At 61.7% G+C, this 19,310-nt stretch carries 13 protein-coding genes; 2 read left to right on the forward strand and 11 right to left on the reverse strand.

Annotation, left to right across the window (positions count from 1 at the left end):
• Positions 1-366: 366 nt before the first annotated feature.
• The 3 genes from OMP38_RS09900 to OMP38_RS09910 all read right to left on the reverse strand — a co-directional run bounded on the left by OMP38_RS09900 (position 367) and on the right by OMP38_RS09910 (position 5,031).
• A complete protein-coding gene (locus OMP38_RS09900) occupies positions 367-3,330 on the reverse strand; it encodes a DUF4962 domain-containing protein (protein WP_277564920.1) in 2,964 nt (987 codons plus the stop codon).
• A 131-nt stretch (positions 3,331-3,461) separates the two neighbouring features.
• Positions 3,462-3,767 (reverse strand): DivIVA domain-containing protein, encoded by a 306-nt coding sequence (locus OMP38_RS09905; RefSeq protein WP_277564921.1) that lies wholly within the window; start codon positions 3,765-3,767, stop codon positions 3,462-3,464.
• Positions 3,768-3,825: 58 nt separating this feature from the next.
• A complete protein-coding gene (locus tag OMP38_RS09910) occupies positions 3,826-5,031 on the reverse strand; it encodes a multidrug effflux MFS transporter (RefSeq protein WP_277564922.1) in 1,206 nt (401 codons plus the stop codon).
• 225 nt (positions 5,032-5,256) lie between these two features.
• On the opposite strand from OMP38_RS09910, the gene OMP38_RS09915 reads away from it, so the two are divergent.
• Complete coding sequence (locus tag OMP38_RS09915; RefSeq protein ID WP_277564923.1) at positions 5,257-5,586, forward strand: YnfA family protein; 330 nt, start codon at positions 5,257-5,259, stop codon at positions 5,584-5,586.
• 10 nt (positions 5,587-5,596) lie between these two features.
• Here OMP38_RS09915 and OMP38_RS09920 read toward each other — a convergent pair whose 3' ends face one another.
• The 8 genes from OMP38_RS09920 to OMP38_RS09950 form a co-directional block, all read right to left on the reverse strand.
• Positions 5,597-6,022 carry a YkvA family protein gene (locus tag OMP38_RS09920; protein WP_277564924.1) on the reverse strand — a complete coding sequence of 142 codons (426 nt, stop codon included), beginning with the start codon at positions 6,020-6,022 and terminating at the stop codon, positions 5,597-5,599.
• Between the two features lie 158 nt (positions 6,023-6,180).
• Positions 6,181-6,750, reverse strand: a complete 570-nt coding sequence (locus tag OMP38_RS09925) for a dihydrofolate reductase family protein (RefSeq protein ID WP_277564925.1) — start codon at positions 6,748-6,750, stop codon at positions 6,181-6,183.
• Positions 6,751-7,022: 272 nt separating this feature from the next.
• The gene (locus tag OMP38_RS09930; protein ID WP_277564926.1) at positions 7,023-7,472 is read right to left on the reverse strand and encodes a hypothetical protein; all 450 of its coding nucleotides are present in this window, start codon (positions 7,470-7,472) and stop codon (positions 7,023-7,025) included.
• A gap of 37 nt (positions 7,473-7,509) precedes the next feature.
• A complete protein-coding gene (locus tag OMP38_RS34590; protein WP_338130496.1) occupies positions 7,510-7,716 on the reverse strand; it encodes a DUF6199 family natural product biosynthesis protein in 207 nt (68 codons plus the stop codon).
• Between the two features lie 171 nt (positions 7,717-7,887).
• Positions 7,888-13,596 carry an S-layer homology domain-containing protein gene (locus tag OMP38_RS34595; RefSeq protein WP_338130497.1) on the reverse strand — a complete coding sequence of 1,903 codons (5,709 nt, stop codon included), beginning with the start codon at positions 13,594-13,596 and terminating at the stop codon, positions 7,888-7,890.
• The gene (locus OMP38_RS09940; protein WP_277564927.1) at positions 13,493-14,917 is read right to left on the reverse strand and encodes a hypothetical protein; all 1,425 of its coding nucleotides are present in this window, start codon (positions 14,915-14,917) and stop codon (positions 13,493-13,495) included. Before OMP38_RS09940 ends, OMP38_RS34595 begins: the two co-directional genes overlap by 104 nt.
• A gap of 21 nt (positions 14,918-14,938) precedes the next feature.
• Positions 14,939-17,494 carry a DUF5011 domain-containing protein gene (locus OMP38_RS09945; RefSeq protein ID WP_277564928.1) on the reverse strand — a complete coding sequence of 852 codons (2,556 nt, stop codon included), beginning with the start codon at positions 17,492-17,494 and terminating at the stop codon, positions 14,939-14,941.
• Entirely contained in the window at positions 17,431-18,387 is a 957-nt protein-coding gene (locus OMP38_RS09950; RefSeq protein ID WP_277564929.1) for a hypothetical protein, read from the reverse strand. The genes OMP38_RS09945 and OMP38_RS09950 overlap by 64 nt, the downstream gene beginning before the upstream one ends.
• A 219-nt stretch (positions 18,388-18,606) precedes the next feature.
• Between OMP38_RS09950 and OMP38_RS09955 the strand changes: the two genes are divergently transcribed.
• Complete coding sequence (locus OMP38_RS09955; RefSeq protein ID WP_277564930.1) at positions 18,607-19,296, forward strand: response regulator transcription factor; 690 nt, start codon at positions 18,607-18,609, stop codon at positions 19,294-19,296.
• Positions 19,297-19,310: the final 14 nt, after the last annotated feature.

Genomic DNA, 19,310 nt, shown 5'->3' on the forward strand with positions numbered 1-19,310 from the left:
GCTATTCTCGTACGCACGCCCTGCAATCGTGCGCCCGTCGCTCTCGCGGTACACGGAATAGCGCAAAAATGCGCTATTCCAAGTACGCACGCCCTGCATTCGCGCGCCCGTCGCTCTCGCGGTACACGGAATAGCGCAAAAATGCGCTATTCCAAGTACGCACGCCCTGCATTCGCGCGCCCGTCGCCCTCACGGTGATTGGAATAGCGCGAAAATGCGCTATTCTCGCATGCACGCCCTGCAATCGCGCGCCCGTCGCCCTCACGGTACTTGGAATAGCGCAAAAATGCGCTATTCTCGCATGCACGCCCTGCAATCGCGCACCCGTCGCTCTCGCGGTGCTCGCACCCAGCTCGCTCGCGCGGCTCAGCGCGTTTCGCCCGCCTCGCCAACGCGCCGCAGCCGCAGCAGCCCGGGCTCGCCGCGCAGCAGCACCGGCTCGCTCGAACCAAGCGCGCCGCGCCCGATCCGGCCGTGCCGCGCGAACGCGAAGCCCGCCGGCGCCTCAAGCACCTCGTACTTGCCGGCCTTCAGCGCAAGCCGGCCCCAGGCGAGGCGGCCGCCGTCGACGTCGAGCCAAGCCTCGAGCGTCGTCTCGCCCGGCGCGCCGTCGATCTCGGTCGGCAGCGTCACGGGCGCGAGCGGCCCCGGCAGCGGCGCGTCGTCCAGCCGATAGGCGTGCTGGCCCTGCTCCAGCCGGAGCGCCAGGCGCCCTGGCGTCGCGGTCCAGTGCACGCCCTGGCTGCCAAGGCGTGCGGCCGGATGGCCGTCCGCCGACAGCTCGCGGCCGGTGACGAGCTCGCACAGCGCGACCTCGCCCGGCACCGCCAGGGAGAGCGCCACATCGCAGTCGGCGGACGCCGACAGCCGTCCGTCGCCCCAGGCGGCCGTCGCCGGCGCGTCGCTCTCGAAGACGACGCTTCCGTCGCGCTCGACCCGCGTGCCGTGCACGAGCAGCAGCGAATCGCCATGCACCGCCAGCGCCGCGCCGGCGAAGCGATAGCCGTCGGCGCCGGTGTCGACGACCGCGCCCGCCGGCGCCGTGCGGACGTAGAGCACTGCGTCCCCTTCGAACGACAGCCGGAGATAGCCTTCGCGTTCTTCCGACGCGATCGTCTGCGGCGCGCCGCCTTCCAGACGATAAGGCGCCAGCGTCGCGACCAGCGTCGCGGCATTCGTCTTCGGCGTCGCGAACGTCGCATGCATCTGCGACATGCCGGCAGCCCACGCGACCGGGGTCGCCTCCGCCCCTTCGGGATCGAGGAACCGGGTCTCGACCGAAGCCTTGCTGCCGCGCGAATCCGCGCCGTGCAGACGAACCTGCAGCCCGGCCTTGCCCTTCTCGATCGTCGCGCCGCCGTCCGGATCGAGCGTCAGGCGCTCGTCGGCATGCAGGTTCCACTCGAAGGAGACGCCGTCCGGACCGGACGCGGCCAGATCGTCGATGACGACGAACGCGGACGGCTTCATGTAGACGATATGCCGAAGCGCGCGAGAGAGCTCGCCGCCCCGGTAGGCCGCGACTGCGTCGCCCGTCGCCGCATCGAAGGCGGGGTGGGAGGCGAAGCCGACCATTCGGCCTTTGGCGTCGAAGTCGTCGATCGGCTGGCCCTGCCTGCCGTCGAACGTGATCGCGTTCGCGGAATACGTCCGCTTGGTGTAGCCGCGGTGATGTACGCTGTTGTAATAGTCGTAGTAGCCGCCCTTAAGCGCCAGCGTCTCCCCGAAGGCATGAAGGATGAAGCCGTTCTGGTCCGCTTGGCTGTGGCTGTAGCTGCCGTACGGGCTGGACTTGAAGTAGAGCGAGATCCGCTCGGGATCGGTCAGGTCGCTGTGCATGGCGACGAGGCCCGTCGCCTCGAACCACTTCGCCTTCGGCAGGTCGGCCGGCGGCCGCGGCGCGATGCGCTCGTCGCCGTAGAAGTAATCCTGCAGGCCCGATACCGTACGCTCGCCGATCGCCTCCGCCGCCCACTGCAAACGCGGATCGCCGTACATCTGCGCCAGCCGGTTCAGCAGGCCGATGCTGGGCCAGTCCGGCAGGTAGTGGCTGTCGTTGCCGAACACGCCGGTCGGGCTGCCGTGCGGGAACATATAGATCGGGTACAGACCCTCGTGCCGCGAAAACGCTTTGTCGTACGCGTCGATCGCGCCCGCGCTCAGCAGCACGTCCATGAGCTCCTTGTTGGAGCCGGACGACCACTGCCAGTAGCCGGTACCCTGCGACCAGGAGCCGTCCTCGCCGCCCCATGGCGGGAGCAGATTGATGAACGCGGGCACGGCGCGGCGCACCCACGCCTCGGCTTCGGGAATGTCGTGGAGCATAATCGTGCCCATCAGTCCGATGTAGCCCGCGATCGTCCAGCCGTGGGAGTCGAACGGATACTGATAGATCGGCTGGCGGTCCAGATAATGCTCGATCAGCACGGCGATGCGCGTGCGGACCATGTCCTGGACGGTCTGCCGCTCCTCGGGAGACAGCAGGTCGTACAGCCAGTCGTAGGCGATGGCGGAGCGATACGCGACAGCGCGGTGGACCTGGTCGTTGATATCGAACCGCGTCGCCGCTTCCGGATCCCAGGAGGCGAAGTTGAGCAGATGAGCCTTGGCATGCTCGCCGATCGCGCGGTCTCCCGAGATCAGATAGACGAAGGCGGCTTTGAGCAAATGGTCGAGCGTCGTGTCGGCGTATTTGCGCAGGTCCTGCAGCGCCTTGACCCACTCCGGCGATACGCTGGAGATTGATCTGTCCATGTATGGGAAAGTCGGGTCAGGCGGCAGCGGATCGTCCATGCGCGCCAGCACCGACGCGCGGGCGTTCTCGAATACGGTCTTCGCGGCGCCGTGCAGGCGTCTCTCGCGGAAGGCCGCGAGCTCGCGCGAGTTCGTCCAGACCCGCGGGTGGGCGGTCTCCATGCGCGCGAGCATCTCGTCGATCGGCGGCACGGGAAACGGCACGCTTCCTTCCGCGATCCGGAATCTGCGCGTCTCGCTCCAGGCGGACCAGCCGCCCTCGGGCGTATGGAATCGCACGCGCCAGAACCAGGTCCCCTCTTCTAATGGGCCTGGAAAATTGTAAAAGTTGATCACCGGCTCCGCGGACACGAGCGCACCGCCGTCCATGGCGGCATCGCGCGCGAGCTCCAGCCGGTACCGGTCCGCGCCAGGGACGAAGGGCCAATCGAAGTCGGGCGGGTTTTGCGTCGTCACGAGCGCGTCGGTCGGACGGAACGGGAGGTTGGCGTTCGCCATCAGTTCGGCGGGCCAGGCGGGCCCTTCGCGCGGCTGCTCTACCGTTGCGGCATCCGTGCGTTTGCTTGCGTTTTCCATGACAAACTTCCTTCCTCATCGGAATGTAGCCTCATGGTAAGCGCGGCAGCCGGGCGGCACAACTCAACAATGTGCAGTTTTGTGAACGATCGGCACCTGGTCGGATGTTTTCATTTTTGTACGAATCCCGATTAACGGTTGCCTTGCAAATAATGCTCGATCTTCCGCAACCGGACATGCAGATGCTCGACCGACATTTCCGCCTTGTTCGTGATGGACTCGCGGAACGCCTCGATCTCCACCTGCATGTCTCCGAGCAGCTTGTACAGCTTTTCGTAATCCTTGACGACCTGGTCCAAAAACGCGTCCACTTGATCGGCGTCGTAGCGCCGGGACATCATGCGGCCTTTATCGAACTGCTGGTTGAAAATATCCAAAGCCGAAAACGTGACGCCTTCATCGGCTAATAATTGTTGAAGCTTCGGGTTGACGGTCATGGGAGCACCTCCGATATGGGTTTGCGGCTAGAAGCGGGACGTGGCGTCGGCGCAAAGCTTAAGATTGCTCGGCCGTACGTCCGCTCCTCACTAACAGGAAATAAGCGAGCATCGCGGCCGCGCTCGTCGCCAGGATGATGACGCCGAGCGGAACGGCCGTGTCTTCGCCCGCGATGCCGACGAGCGGGGAGACGACCGCGCCGAGCAGGAACGGAATGACGCCCAGCAGCGCCGCGGCGCTGCCCGCCATGTTCGCCTGGCTCTCCATGGCGAGCGGGAAGGCCGCCGTGGAGGTCATCCCGATGGACGCCACGAAGACGAACAGCGGGATGACGAGCGTGAACAGCGGACCGTGGACGTAGGCCACGATCAGGACGGCGACGCTGGCGAATAAGGCCATCCAGAGGCCGAACAGCAGGAAGGCGCGTTCGGATATCCGGTGAGACGCCCGTCCGACGATCTGCGAGCCGATGATCAGGCTGATGCCGTTCGAACCGAACAACAGGGCGAACAAAGTCGGCGAAGCGCCGTATATATTCTGATAAATGAATGGCGTTCCCGAGACGTAAGCGAATACGCCCGCGATCATGATGCCCTGTGCCAGCATGTAGCCGACGAACTGACGGTCGCGCAGGAGCGTGCCGTAGTTTCGAAGCTGCTGCTTGAAGTTGCTCGGACTGCGCCGTTCCATCGGGAGCGTCTCCTTCAGGCGCCACTTGGTCATGATCCACAAATAGATGCCGAGCAGCGACAGCGCGACGAACACGCCGATCCAGGAAGAAAACGCTAGAATGCCGCTGCCGGCGACCGGCGCGACGAGCGGCCCCAAGTTGCCGACCAGCAGGAGCAGCGAGAAAAACCGGGTGAGCTCGTGACCCTCGTAAAGATCGCGCGCGATCGCGCGGGAGATGACAATGCCCGCCGACGCGGCGAAGCCCTGCACGAACCGGCAGGCGATCAGCACGCCGATATGGGGCGAAAACGCGCAGCCTAACGAGGCGATTACATATACGGCCATGGAGATGAGCAGCGGCGTCCGTCTTCCGTGGACGTCGCTGAGCGAGCCCATCACGAGCTGGCCGATGCCGAGTCCGAGCAGGCAGGCGGTAAGGCTGAGCTGTACCAGCGAAGCGGTCGTGCCGAATCGCTCCACGATCTCCGGGAACGCCGGCAGGTACATATCGATCGTAAAGGGCCCGAGCGTCGAAAACAGCCCGAGCAAAAGCGCTTGTCTGACGACATGCGCGTTGTTCTTGGTGGACATACGATGGCAATCTCCTAATCCTGATCTTTATCTGTGTCTGTATTTGCCTCAATTCGAAGGCCAGTCCATCCTACCATAATCGTGCGCGGATTCCGACAACAATTTATGACAAACGCGCGCAAAAACGCTGCGGCGGATCGTGATCGGCGGTCGGTATTCCGATGCTTGCGGCGGTCGTGTTAAACTTGACATACAAGGGTTCACGTTCGAAAGGGGCTTTGCTGCTTGCTGTTCGCTGTTTTTATATTCGTGCTTGCGGGATTGGCCGAGATCGGCGGAGGTTATATGGTATGGCTGTGGCTGCGGGAATCGAAGCCGCTTTGGTATGGCATCGTCGGGAGTCTCGTTCTCATCGCGTACGGCATAATTCCGACGCTCCAAAGCTTCCCTTCGTTCGGACGCGTGTACGCGGCTTACGGAGGCGTGTTTGTCGTCCTCGCTGTATTATGGGGATGGCTCGTCGACAAGAAAGCGCCCGATACGTACGATTGGATCGGGGCCGGCATCTGTCTGATCGGCGTATCGGTCATGCTGTGGGCGCCGAGAAGCGGATAGCCCTAGAACTTTATCGAAAGAGGTAGCTATGGACGATGAACATCCAATGGAGAACGGAAAAACGACGATATACAGCAAAAGAAATCCATAGGAAAGCCACGATCCACAACAAAATAATGATGCTTCCCGCAAGCCAGTTTTTCGGTTTCCCGCTCTTTAATCGGGTCTCGGCTTTCAGAGAACATTCCTGAATCACTGCATTCGGTATCATCTTCAAGGCAAGCGCGACGCCAAGCGGAACGAGTATCACATCGTCCAGGTAACCTAATACAGGAACAAAGTCCGGTATCAAATCGATTGGACTGAAGGCATAAGCGACCACGCATATCGCGAACATCTTCGCATACCAAGGCGTGCGTTCATCCCTATACGCAAAATAGAGGACAAAAACCTTTCTTTTTAGCTCTTTAGCCCACGACTTTATTCGTTGAATCATCGGGTGTCATTCTCCAATTTATAGGTTTTGCCGTTCGAGGTTGTAAATGCTGGTTACGCCATGCTGCCCGATAACAGACCAGCCTGCCGGATCGCGCCGGCAGGCTGTTTAATTATAGTAAAATTCCCCGTTAAAGCGAAACGCCTTGTGCGGCGCGACTATTTCTCCACCGCATAGCGGGTCGCGATAACGCCCGACTTGAACGTTCGGCTGGACAGCAGCTTGAGCTTGATTTTCTCGATGCCGCCGTCGAATGCCGATTTTCCGCTGCCCAGAATGACCGGGCAAATCGTCAGTAAAAATTCGTCGATCAGGCCGAGCTCAAGCAGCGTCTTCGCAGCTCCCGGGCTGCCGAAAATAACGAGATCTTTGCCATGCTGCTCCTTGAGCGCCATGATTTCCTCTGCGATGTTGTCCTTGATCAGCATCGTATTGTTCCACTCCGCCTTGTCCATCGAGCTGGAAATGACGATCTTCTTCACGTCCTGCACCCATTTAGCATGCTCCGTATCGTGCACCGACGCATCCGGATCCTCCAGCACCGTGGGCCAGTAGCTTTCCATCATCTCATACGTCGTACGTCCGTAAACGGGAGAGCCCACTTCGGCTACGACTTCCTCGGCGTATTTCTCGAACTCCTCGTTGTACGGAATCCAATTCAGCGCTTCGTTCGAATCTGACGCGTACCCATCCAGCGACACATGCATGAACAATACGAGTTTTCTCATGTTTATTTCTCCTCCGACTTCGAATTAATATGGTTCGATTGTTTGGCCGTTGTCTTGTGTCTCGTCCTGCTGTTGCTTTTACTATAAATCATTACGTTACGTAAGGTTCAAGGGGGGAAGCCTGCGTATGTTTGCATTTTATCATCCAAACGCTACGGCATCATTCCTTTTAATAAGGTATCTAGCATATTCAAAACATCATCGTAACTTAATATCGATTCGTTCATTGGCAAAGCCTCCTATAATGCAACGGCTGCCTTGGTATTTTTGAGCTATCGACCTGATTTCTTCTTTATGTAAAAGCCAGCTAGCAGCAATACGAATACGGCGATTAGAACCATGGGCAAGTCATCCGAACCGAAATTTCGGCCGCCTGCGTATTTACCGCCGTAATTTGCTTTTAGATATACGCCTTCAGCTTCTCTAACGGCGATTGCATCGTGAATTTTAACGCCTAGGATTTGGTAGTACTTCGTTCCCTTCGGATATTGATTTGAAAAATTTCCGGCGTAGGTGCCTTCAAGATCCGTGTACTTGGTGACTTTACCGATTTTCGCGCCGATTTGGTTTGGCTCTACGCGTTCCTCTGAAATGACGTATACATCTCCGCGGTAGACAACGAACGAATAGGCCCAGCTCGCGTAGGCAGACCCAACAAACAGGGTAAGGGCGATATATAGCGTCGTGAATAAGAATATACTTTTTTTGAAGTCGCATAACATTTCCCCTCCCTCGGTGCTCTACGCTACTGTATGTTCGTTATGAATGGGGAAGAATGCCTGAAGTAAGAAGGAAAACGCCTGCAATGATAGCAAGCAGCCCGCTGATCCGAGCAGAGACGAGAGCGGCCGTACTTGGTTCCGCATTCTTGAATTGCCACCCGGCCCCTAGATACCAGGATACTTTGGGGAAGAACAAACCGACGGCTCCCATAACGATAAACAAGATGGGGACTAACGTGAACATGAACAATCGAATCAGCCTCCTTTATGAAACCGCGCAGCAATGCCACCTTATTCCAATATAATCACAAAAAGAAATTTGTGTAAATCTGTCATTTCGCTTAATTCCTTCCGGATATAAAACGAACGGGCCCCCCGCTTTACAGCGAGGAGGCCCGTCCGAGTTCGTGAATCGTTATGGTGTGCGTAACGCGATCGCGCGCCTCAGCGTCTCGACCGTCTCGGCTCTCGTCGCATAGGCATGCGGGCGGAACGCGCCCTGGTACCCGACGAACAAGCCGTTCTCCGACGCGGCCAGCACCGAAGGCAGCGCCCAATCGGCGATGTCCGCGCGATCGGTGAAGACCGTGTCCTTACCGCCGGCCGCAGCCGGCTGAAGCTTCATCGCCCGCGCCGTCATGACGGCCATCTGCTCGCGCGTGATCGGATCGTCCGGCCGGAACGTGCGGTCTTCGTAGCCGTCGACGATGCCCGCCGCGTGGGCTGCGGCAATGGCGCCGCGCGCCCAGTGATTCGCGGTGTCGGCGAAGGCGCCGGTCTTCGCGTTCGCTTCCGCGATGCCGAAGGCACGGACGATCAACTGCACGAACTCCGCCCGCGTCACCTTGGCATTTGGCCGGAACTTGCCGTCCGGATAGCCTTTGACATAGCCTTGGCCGACAATGGTCAGGATGCTCGCTTCCGCCCAGTGGCCCGAGATGTCGCTAAATGCGGGCAGCGGTTGTCCGGAAGGAAGCTGTCCCGGCACCGTCAGTACGGCAAACTTGGTAAAATGAATCGTTTCGCCGCTGACCTTGCCGCGCGTCCAGTCGATCGAAGCGTTGTCGAGCGGCACCCACTCGCCTGTCACCTCGTTCAGCCAATAAACGGCGACCGTATCGGCCTTCGGATCCAGTCTGGCGCTGTCGAACGGCAAGGTGATCGTGACCGGCTTCAAAAAGATGCCCGCCGCCGACTTCGTGATGTCGTATACGCGGCTTACGCGGCGCTGCGCACCGGGCAGCTTGCCGGCGGCATCCTCCGGAAGCGTCGCGACATAGGTGCGGAACGCTTCGGGAAAGACGCCTGCCGGGAAACGTATCGAGGCGCCGGCGCCGGAGATCGTGCCCCCGGCGGCCGGATCGATGCGCCAGCCGGCTTGCTCCGACGGCTGGGCCGGCTGATCCGTACCGCCGCCGTTATTTCCGCCGTTATTTCCTCCGTTGCTGCCGCCAGACTCCGCGAGCTTCAACACGTTGACAAGGAATGTCTTCGTTTGCTTGACGACGCCCTTGGTCACGGTCGCCGTCAGCGTTACCGCGGCATCGCCCGCTTCGAACGACGGTCGGGTCACTTTCCCGGTGGCCGCGTCGATGACCTTGGGATTGTTGGACGACCAGGCGACGTTCGTCTCGTTCGCGCTTGCGGTCGGCAGCACGACGTTTTTCGTCACGCCGGTCGGCCCTTCTCCCTCCGCATAACCAATGGCAACATGGCCAAGATCGGCCGTCACCGCCTCCAGATCGGTCATCGCGACAGTGCTGCGCTGGTCGATGTCGAAAACGCCGTAATCCGTCCAGGCATACTGCTCGTTTACCCGATAGCTGGCCGATACGACCGCCTGACCTTGACGCAGCCCCTTCAGGTCGGCGCCGGCGATCTCCGCATACTGCCCGCCAGAGAGCACGGTCCACTCGACCGCATCGCCGGGCAGCTGCACCGCTTGGCCCTCGCCGTCGTAGGCGTACAGTCTCAACGGCTGGCTGGCGCCCGAGCTCATCTCGCGCTGCATGCCGATGACGACCTTCTCGATGCGGCCGACCCTCGGATTGACGATCCGCTGGACGTATTTATTGTTCAGACCGAACGCGTCGGATGCCACGATCTCGACATCAAACGCCTGCTCGTCCGGCAGCGGAAGCCGGTAGGTGAAGCGCCCCGCGTCGTCCACCGATGCCGGGAAGCCGTTCACCGTCACGTCGGCGCCTACATCGGTTTGGCCCGTAAGCTCGACCTGACCGCCCGGGAAAGCCGGCTCGTCCACCGCCAGCATCGGCCCGTTTTCCTTCACGACGACCCGATACGTTTTCTCGTCGGCGTCGCCGTCGCCGTCGTAAGCGGCGACCTCGATCTCGTTCGTGCCCTCCTTCAGCACGACATTCGTCGTCCAAGCCGTCCCTGTGTACACGTCAGGTTCGGCCAAGGGATCGTACATGGACGGGTTCACCCGAACTTCCGTACGGACCGCCTCGTCGCTCGTAAAGCTAAGCGTCACGTCCCCCGTGCTGCTGCGGAAATACGGCAACCCGTCCGCATCCCGGTCGGTTCGCACTTCGCCGCCGGCCGGATCGACCGGCTGCACCTTGAGGTCGAACGCAGGCGGATCGGGCACCGGCAGCTTCAGCTCGACCGGCGACGACCACTCGCCGAAGTATTGCTCCGGCTGCTCGCCAGCCACATTGGCGATGACCGAGACATCGTAGGCTACGCCTTCCGCGAAGCCGTCTGCTTCGATGTCCGCATACCGCGCCGGCTGACCCGCGGACGGCACCGGATGCTCGAGGAGCACGACCGGCGCTTTGTCGTCCGCCGGCTTCCCGTAGATCGTGTAGGAGCGCACGCCGTCTTCGTCGACTTTGTCCCAGCTGATGCGCTTCTTGCCGGCACCGATGTCGACGGCCTGCACGGCTTTGGCCTTCAGATCCTGCTCGGCGACGCCATACACGGCGATGTCGAACGATTTGCCGGCAGGCAGTCCGTACAGCGTCGTTCGATATAAGCTGTCGTCCCCTTCGTCGCTCGCGCCAGGCTCGCCGTAATACGGGATCGCATACGTCGCGCCGTCCGCGTCCTTCAACCGGATGACGTATTCCGATATGCCCGCGATCGGAGACCAGGCTGCAACGTATTGGCCCAGTTTAAGCGGATCGTCGACGCTCGCCCAGTCGGCCATCGGATACCCTTCGTAGGGATCCTTCGCCGAGCCGTCGGGAACTTCGCTCACCGCCTGCACGACGATCCGGTACGTCTCCGGCGTCCAGCCTCTGATCTCGGCCGCGTACCGGTCCTTCCCTTCCTCGTAAGGCACGAACGTCCAGTTCGAGCCGTCCGCCGGCTTCCCTTCTGCGTCTACCGTGAAGATGTAGTAGCCGGCCAGATCGTCGCCTGCCGAGGCATCCCATTCGACCTTGACCGCGCCGCGGCCGATCGCCTTCGCCGTCACGTTGCCCGGCGCGGTCGGCACCTTCGGGTTCGTCACGGCGAATGGCGCGGAATCGCGGAAGCTGTTCTGCAAAAGCGCGCCGCTCCCGTCGTACTGCTTCAGCACCGCGACGATCTTGTAGGATCCGCTCGAGATGCTTTCCGGCAGCTTCGGACGAAGCGTCGCCTCGTCGTCCGCGACCGTCTCGTCCGCAACGATGCGGGACAGGAACGGCTTCGCGGCATCGACGCTTTGCAGATACAGGTCGACTTTGGTCCGCCCGTCCGCCGGCGTCCGCGTGAGCTTCAGATCGACCGCCGTCTCTCCGCCGTCCTGCGCCGCCGCGAGCGTCTCGATCTCCGGCGTCGGAGCGGCGTCGAACGCTTCGACTTCCGCCGGCAGGCTGCTCGTCAGCGTCCAAGTGCCGGCTTTGCTCCGCTCGGCGGGCACCGTGACCGCGATATAGCTCTGTACCGTTCCGGTGTCCGGATCGGCGTATTCGCTGCGGTAAACGTTCGCCCCGTCGCCTTCCTCGACGAGCTGAACCTCTTCGCCGTCGGGATCGGTCAGCTTCAGGACGATGTCGCGGTCTTTCGCATACTTCGCTTGTACGAGCAGCGCTTCGCCGCCGGCCGACTCGAACGTCGTCACCGTCTTCGCGGCCAGCGCCCGCACGGCGCCGGCTGCCGTCTTGACCTGAAGCCGCTTCAGATTGGTGCCGATCGCCAGCCTTTCAGGATCGGCCTCGCCTGAAGCCGACAGCGCCGACAGGGCCGACACCGCCGAGAAGCCCTTCTGATCCGGATTGAAAAATTGCAATTGCTGGGTGCTCCACGTGTAGCGCACGCCGACCGGGATCGTGTTCAGCGCCTTGGCGTACGCCTGAACGAAGTTCGTGTTCAGCGCCGCGGACGCGTCCGCGAGCTTCAGTCCCGGGAAGATCGGCGAGTATGGCGGCAGCTGGACGGAGCCCCGAACATAGCCGCCGAAGTAAAATTGCGACGACTCGTTATTGTAGCTGAGCTCGACCGATGCCTGGCCGACGATGACGTCGAGCAGGGTGATGCGCCCGCCGATAAGCGCCCCGGACACCGGATAGAACATAATCTTGCCCGTCATGTCGGCGATCGGGAAAAAGTACAGATTCGCCGTCCCGCTCAAGGAAGCTTCCCGCGCGCCGATGGACAGCTTGACGTTGGACGCGCTGAGCGCCCGCTTGCCGAGCAGGACGGGCGACACCGTATCGGTCACGCCGAACCAGAAGCTGCCGCCGAAGTCGGGATAGATGCCCTTGGCGATGCTGTCGCGGATCGTATGCAGCCCCTTGATCTCCCCGCCGAGCTGGTTGATCGTCAGCGGGATGTTCGGGATGTTGATGAATCCGACGTTGTCCGCGTACTCGGCCATGAATTCGTCCGGGAACGCGACGACTCCGCCTTCCGGCGTCGGTACGGTAAAGATGCCGAACTTGCCCTGAATCCGCGAGCTGCGGTTGAAGCTGCCGCCCGATCCGGTCGGGATGGACTCCAGGTTCGGCAGACTCAGCTTGGCGTAGATGCTGTACAGATTCTGGATCGAATCGATGCGCAGCCGCCCCTCGACTCCGCCGGTTTGGCTGGGCTTCAGGCTGTCCATCGTGACGAACGGACCGATCTTCATCTGCGGCAGCCCGACGCCCGCTTCCAGCGCGAACTTGATCTGTCCGTCCTCGTACACGCGGAATTGATCGACCGCCACCTCCGCATACAGCAGCTTGCTGAGCGCGGCGTTGTCGCTGGCCCCGAAAAAGCGGTACAGCGTCTTCATGATCGACAAAATGTCGAGCGAGCCTTTGAATTCGGCCGCGTACTTTTTCGCGTCCGGATCGTAGACGACCTTCACCTGCTTGATGCCGAGCACGTACGGTCCGACGATCGCCTGCGCGTCGTCGCTGAACCCGAACACGTTCGGATTTTTGATTTTCATATCGTTGACGTTAAAGGTAAAGGCCTTCTTCCAGATCAGCGGCGAATTCGGAATCTTCGTCAGCTGCTTCAGGTAGATGCGGCTCTGGTCGTTGCCGCTGACGACCGCCTGCGTCGCCCTGTCGTACACGAGGCCGTTGTCCTCGTATTCGTACGTGACCGGCTTGACGACGATCTCGCCGGGCATGTCCGCGTCGAATTCGGACACGGTCAGCTTCAGCACGTTGCCGAGCGATACCGCCTGCGACGGATGGGGCACGACCGAATACGTGCCGTCGCCCATGTCCTGGATGTTGCCCTGGATGCGGAGCACTTCCTCCTCGCCCGCCGGGACGGACGGCAGCGCGCCGCCTTTGGCGTAGTAAATCTTGTTCGTCCGCAGCGTATACTGCCCGCCGATGTCCGTGCGCGTCTTGAGCGTATCCTTCTTCGTAATCAGGAGCGTGCCGTACCCGCGCTTCATGACCGAGATGTCGTCGGTGACGCGGATCGCGTCGGGACGGTACATCCCTTTGCTCAGATCGTGCTCCACGCCGATGCCGTAAGCGCCGAGCGGCAGCTGCGGAAGCATGACCGACAGCTGGCTGTCGCTGTCGACGGTGACGTACTTCGATTCGATGTTCGTCCGCTCGCCGTTAGCCGCCTGAATGTACACATGCCAGCGGTCCGGCGCGTCCTTGAGAAAATTCAGGTTGCTGCCGTAGATAATGACCTTGCGGAACGCTTCCTTCTCGTACATGCGGTTCGGCGCGACGGCCGTGAACTGGATATCGGGCGGCTGCCGGAAGTCTTTCAGCACGACGATGTGCGCCGTCTCTTCCCGCGTCTTCACGCCGGGCGCGTCGGGATCGCCTACCGTCACGCGCACCTTGAAGGCATAGACGTTGACCGTATCCGCGCCGGTCGCGACGAACCGCCAGCGGAAGGAAAGCCGCTCTCCCTTGGCGACCGCCGGGATATAGGCGACGCGCTCGCTGCCTCCGGTCAACTGGGCGCTGCCCGGGTATACGATCTCGACGCGCACATCCTTCTGCGCGACCGACTTCGCGAGATTGTTCGCCAGCTCCGCGGACAGCTCGAACGACGCCTGACCGCCGTCCTCCGCCGTCACCTTCTGCGGCGCCGAGACGGTCACCGCCATATTGTCGAGCAGCGTCTGCCGCTGCTTCATCTCGCCCATGCCGACCAAGGTCGAATACGACGCGGACGCGCCGCCGGCCAGGGCGGCTTCGTCCCAGTAGACGGCAACCGCGCTGTCCGCCGTTCCGTACAGCCCCCCCGTCCGCCGTATAATCGGTCCACTGGTTCCAGTCGTACTTCCATTTCGTCGCCGACAGTCCGTTCCAGTGACCGAAAATGACGCGGCTAGGCTTTTTCTCGCCGAAGCCGTACAAGGTGCCGTAGGCGATGACCGACGGATCGTCGATATCGTCCATCGCTTGCCAGTACAACGGCACCTCGGCCGGGCCGAATTCGCGTTCGCCGATCGTCGGGGACAGTTCGCCCGGCGCCATCAGCAGCGGTCCGTCATTGTCTCCGGCCTTGACGTCGAGCAAAATCCGCGTGCCGAGCTTGACGCTCTTGCCGGACTTGTTGTCCACCCGGTACGACAGCTTCGCATTGCCCGCCGGCAGCGTCTTGTCGTTCTGCGGCACGAGCTCGACCGTCTGGCGAATGTCGACGCCTCTGTATCGCCACACCGACACGATCCGGCCGCCTTCGACGGTGGGCTCCTGTACGAAAGAGCCGTACGGCGCCGATTCCGGGCCGTACGTATGTCCGTAGATCACTTCCTCGCCGTCGATCCGAAAGCTCGTAAACGACGTCTCCGGCGTATCCGGATTGTAGACGAGCGGCTGATCCTCGTCGCCGGAACGGACCGGATCGCCTCCTGTCGTCCCCACGCCGATCCGTCCGTTCGCCTCGTTCACGCTGATGCGAAGCACATCGTCCGAGAGCTGGAGCCGGCCTGCGGCCAGCGCCCATCCAGGCGCCAGGCCCGAGACCGTCATCGCGACCGCGATTGCCGCCGCAGCCGTTTTTATCCATCGCATGCGCATTGACCCGTTCTCTCCCTTTTCCTACTGCACATTGATCTGTCCGACGAAGGTTCGCCGTTCCCGGTCCTGAACGAAGAAGGTGTACCAGCCCGTCTCGTTAAGTGCAAGCGTGCGGTCTGCTATCGGCGTGCCGCCGCTCTTGAAGGCGCCCGCCGCATGTTTGCCGGGCAAATACTTGAAGACCAGGTCGTCGCTCTCCTGACCGGCAATGTCGAAGCGCAGCGTTCCCCGAGATACCGTCACGTCGCCGCGCAGTCGGATCCCGTTCACGAACACATTGATCCCGTTCATCTCCATGACGGATACGCCCCGCGTTCCGCGTGCGGTATTCCCTGCGCTGTCGGTGACGGTATAGACGATCTCGTAGTAGCCGCCTTTGTACACGTCGACCTGGCTGGACACGCCAACCTTCGCTGTTAAGTCGCCGTCCCGGTTGTCGATGGCCGTAAAGCCGGGCTCGTCGAACGTAAACGGCAGCCCCTGATAGACCGGATACGTGAGCGGTCCGGCGAGCGTCAGCGCCGGCGGTTCCTTGTCGATATTGGCGACGGCGGCTTTGTACTCGCGAACGACGCCGTTGCCGTCTTTGACGAGGAAGACGAATTCGCCGTTGTCCGCAAAAGTATAGGACGCGCTTCCCCCGTTGTTGATCACCGTGAATCCGCTCGGAAGCTGCAAGGTCGCCGCAACCGGCTTATTCGTCAGCGCCGTCGTGCTGTAGGAGACGGATACGGCGGGCGCGGTACTGTCGATCCACGTCACGGCCGCCTTGCGGTTGTTTTCGTTCACATAGCCCCGGAGCGCGCTGCCGGCCAGGTCCTCGGCCTCAAACACATGCTCGCCGTTCGCCGCGAACGTGTAGGACAGCCAGCCGTTCCGGTAACTGATGCCGTCGCCGACGCCCGGCTTGACCCGTTTGCCGACGTACAGATAGGCCGTCACTTCGCCCGCGGTCGGCTGGCTGGTCGAATAGATGGCCGCCCCGCCTCCGGCCAGGGGGCCAAAGCCGGTCTTGTCGATCTGTCCGACGGACACCCGAATCGTCTCTGTCTCTCCGCCGTCCGGCTGAATTTGAATCGTGAGCGGCGAGCCGAACGGCGTCGCGTCCTTGATCGCAAGCGTATGCGACGTGTCCGCTAGAGCGGGGTCGACGCCGTCCCAGTTCAGAATTTTCACCGGCACGCCGGTCGTCAGGGTAAGCGTCACGTCCCGGTTCGTCATCTCCGTCGTGTCGAAGCTGGCCGATACGGCCGTAGCGGACGCTGCAGGTCCGATGACGAACGACTGCGTATACGCCTCGCCCGCGGCCTTCCCTTCCGCATCCAGCGCCTGCGCGCGAAGCAGGTATTCGCCATCCGCGCCGGCGAGTACGATCTCCTGCCCGCTCGGCACGTTCTTCCAATCCTGAACGACCGCGCCGCCGTCCTTCTCGATCCGGTAGCGTACGTCGCCCTCGGCGGCGAGCAAGCCAGCCGCGTGCGTGTATAACCGCAGTCTGTGCTCCGGCGCCGAGGTCAACCGTCCCTGCGCGTCGACGCGGTCGACGTAGGTCGCCTTCAATTCCAGCGCGTCGCTGCCCCGCAGAACGTAATAGGAAGAGGAGGCCGCGACGATATTGGCTTTGTTGCCGGCCGCGAACGGATCTTTGTCATAAGGAGGTTGCTTGTGGCGCTGCTCGACGCCTCTGACGTAGACGTAAAGGCGTAAGGCGGACCGGTCCGTAAAATACGGCGTCGTGTCAATGCCCACATGCGCCGTCTTGCCGCCGGCGGCCACGGGCACGTCCGTCCATTTGGCGCCCATCGACTCGCAAGCGCCCGGACTGCGCGCGCAGAAGTCGTATTCGCTGACCATGTACTGGACTGCGCCCAGCCCGGTGTTGTCGCCGACTTCGGCCTGGATGACATAATCGCCGCGGGCGAGCGGCTGGTCCGCAAAGTCGATCCTGAGCGGCGTTGTATCCTTGATCAGCTTGACCGGCACGGGGTTGGTCGCGTTTTTGTCGGTCAAGAAGCGGTCCGCGTCGTAGTACACCTGCTGCCACATAAAGCCGCCCGTGACGGCGTCTACGGTTTTGACGTACAGATAGTGCGTCCCTTCGCCCAGCGCGGATGTGTCCCCGTTGGGCATGACAGCCCAGTATCCTTCATACTGGCGCCCGTTCAGCGGGTTGGTCTCGACAGCCCGATAGGTGTCCGAGAAAGGCTTGACCGGCAGATCTTGTTTTGGCAGAACGGAGCTTGCGCTCCACAAGTAGCCGCTCTTCGCCAGATCCACGTCGGCATAGCCCTTGTAGCCGTTCACCGACTTCTGCCCCGTGCTGTACACAAACGCAGCGAGCCAGGTGTACGCGTTTCTCGGCATTTCGTACGTTTGCCGCAAATATTTGAAATCCGCCACCGCCGCGCGCAGGACGTCCGCGCGCATCATCGGATCGGCGCCGCTGTCGCCCAGCATGCCGAGGTATCGGTTCCCCGCATCGCCGGAGCCCCCGCCGATGACGTAGAAGGGATTCATCGTGACCCGGGATTCGACGAACCCGCCGGGGCCGGGATAAAGAGGGTGTAGGGTCTCCAATTGCCGCCGCGGTCTCTCACCTCGATATCCAAGTCCGCCGACTTGCCGCGCGCTTCCGGCGGCACCGGAATATAGTTGCGCTCCGCCATCGTCGTCCAGTCGACCGACTTGCTGTACATGCCGGCGCTCAGCCTGTACTTGAACTCGAAGTCTTGCGGATCTAGCACGGCGTCCTTCACGTCGACAATGATCCGGTCGACGGACAAGCCGCTTGGCGGCTGGCCGCCGCGCTGAAGATCGGCCGGATTGGGCGTGATCGTCAGCGTCGGGTATTCGCGCTTGAACTGGGCGGCGGCCATGCCGGAGATGCCCGACAGGTCGATGACGGTCGTCGACTTGAGGACCGTCTGTCCGTTGTCCGGATTAAGCGCATAGTACTTGATCGAGCCGTATTGGCCGTCGAGCGCCAGCTTGCGATCAAGCGTGAGCGGTCCGCTTGGATCGGAAAGTCCCGGCTCGAAACGGAACACAAGCGTATGGTCGCCTTCCTGTCTCTTGATGACCGCTCGACTGCGCTCCCACCAGTTCAAGGCGCTGTCTTTATCGAAAACGTATAAGGCGCCTTCGGTGAAGCCTGCCAGCTTTTCTTTTACGGTAATCTTCCATTCCAGCCAGCCGTTCGGTCCTACCACGTAGCGATTCGCGTACGATTGGTAGACGACGCCTTTGTCGCTTGCCGTCATCTGCACGGCGACCGCCGTCAGCTTGGGCGGCTCGTCCGCCTGTGCCGCCGACGCGAACGCCGCCACGGCGATCCAGGCGACGGCCGCAAGCGCGATTCCCAGGCGCCAGCCGCGAATATAACGGCCGCCAGCCGCTGCCGATCGGACGGCTCCGCGCATGAAGCGGCGCGCAATGGCGTCTCGCAGCAGCATGATCATCTTGCGAGTCATCTTTGTATTTCCCCTCCGCACGATTAAACGTCGATGAACGAGAATGCCGCATCTCCCCTTTCGGCCTTCTATTCTTCCACGCTGAATTGTAAGATCCGGGAATACGAATGACCAGTTACCGGCGTCACTATGACGAAATTTGTCAGAATATCGCCGTTTCAGCGCGTGCGCGGTATATAATAGGTTCATCGAACGTGGAGGCGGAGGTTGTCTTTTCTAATGATTCGCGTAGTCATCGCCGATGATCAGACGCTGATGCGGGACGGCCTGCAGACGATCATCGACTTGCAAAAAGATATGGAAGTGGTCGGCGCGGCCGAGGACGGCATACAGGCTTGCGAGCTGGTCCGCGAGCTGCGTCCCGATCTGGTGCTGATGGATATTCGGATGCCGCGCCGTGACGGCATCGAGAGCACCAAAACGATCAAGCGGGAGCATCCCGAGACCGCCGTGTTGATTCTGACCACCTTCGCCGAGGACGAGTATATCGTCGATGCCCTGGCGAACGGCGCCTGCGGCTATATGCTCAAGGATCTGCCCGCGCTCAAGATCGTCGAGTCGATACGGGACGCGGTCAAGGGCCAGCTGATGCTGCCCGCCTCCGTCGCCGCGAAGCTTGCGTCGCGGCTCGCCTTCCTGACGAAGGCGCCCGCCGACGTGCTCGATCCGAACCGGCTTCGCCAGGAAATGATCCGCTTCACCGACCGCGAGAAAAAGGTGATCCTGCTCATGCTCGAGGGCCGAAGCAACCGGGAGATGGCGGAGTTTCTCTTCATGAGCGAAGGCACGGTGAAGAACTACGTCAGCGTCATCTATCAAAAAATCGGCACGAACGATCGCGCCAAGGCGCTCCTGCTGCTGCAGGGCCTGATGCGGGAAGGGGAACCGAAGGACCCCAGCGCGGATTGACTTCAGGCAGGGAC

This window comes from Cohnella ginsengisoli (assembly GCF_029525555.1).
GTDB lineage: Bacteria > Bacillota > Bacilli > Paenibacillales > Paenibacillaceae > Cohnella > Cohnella ginsengisoli.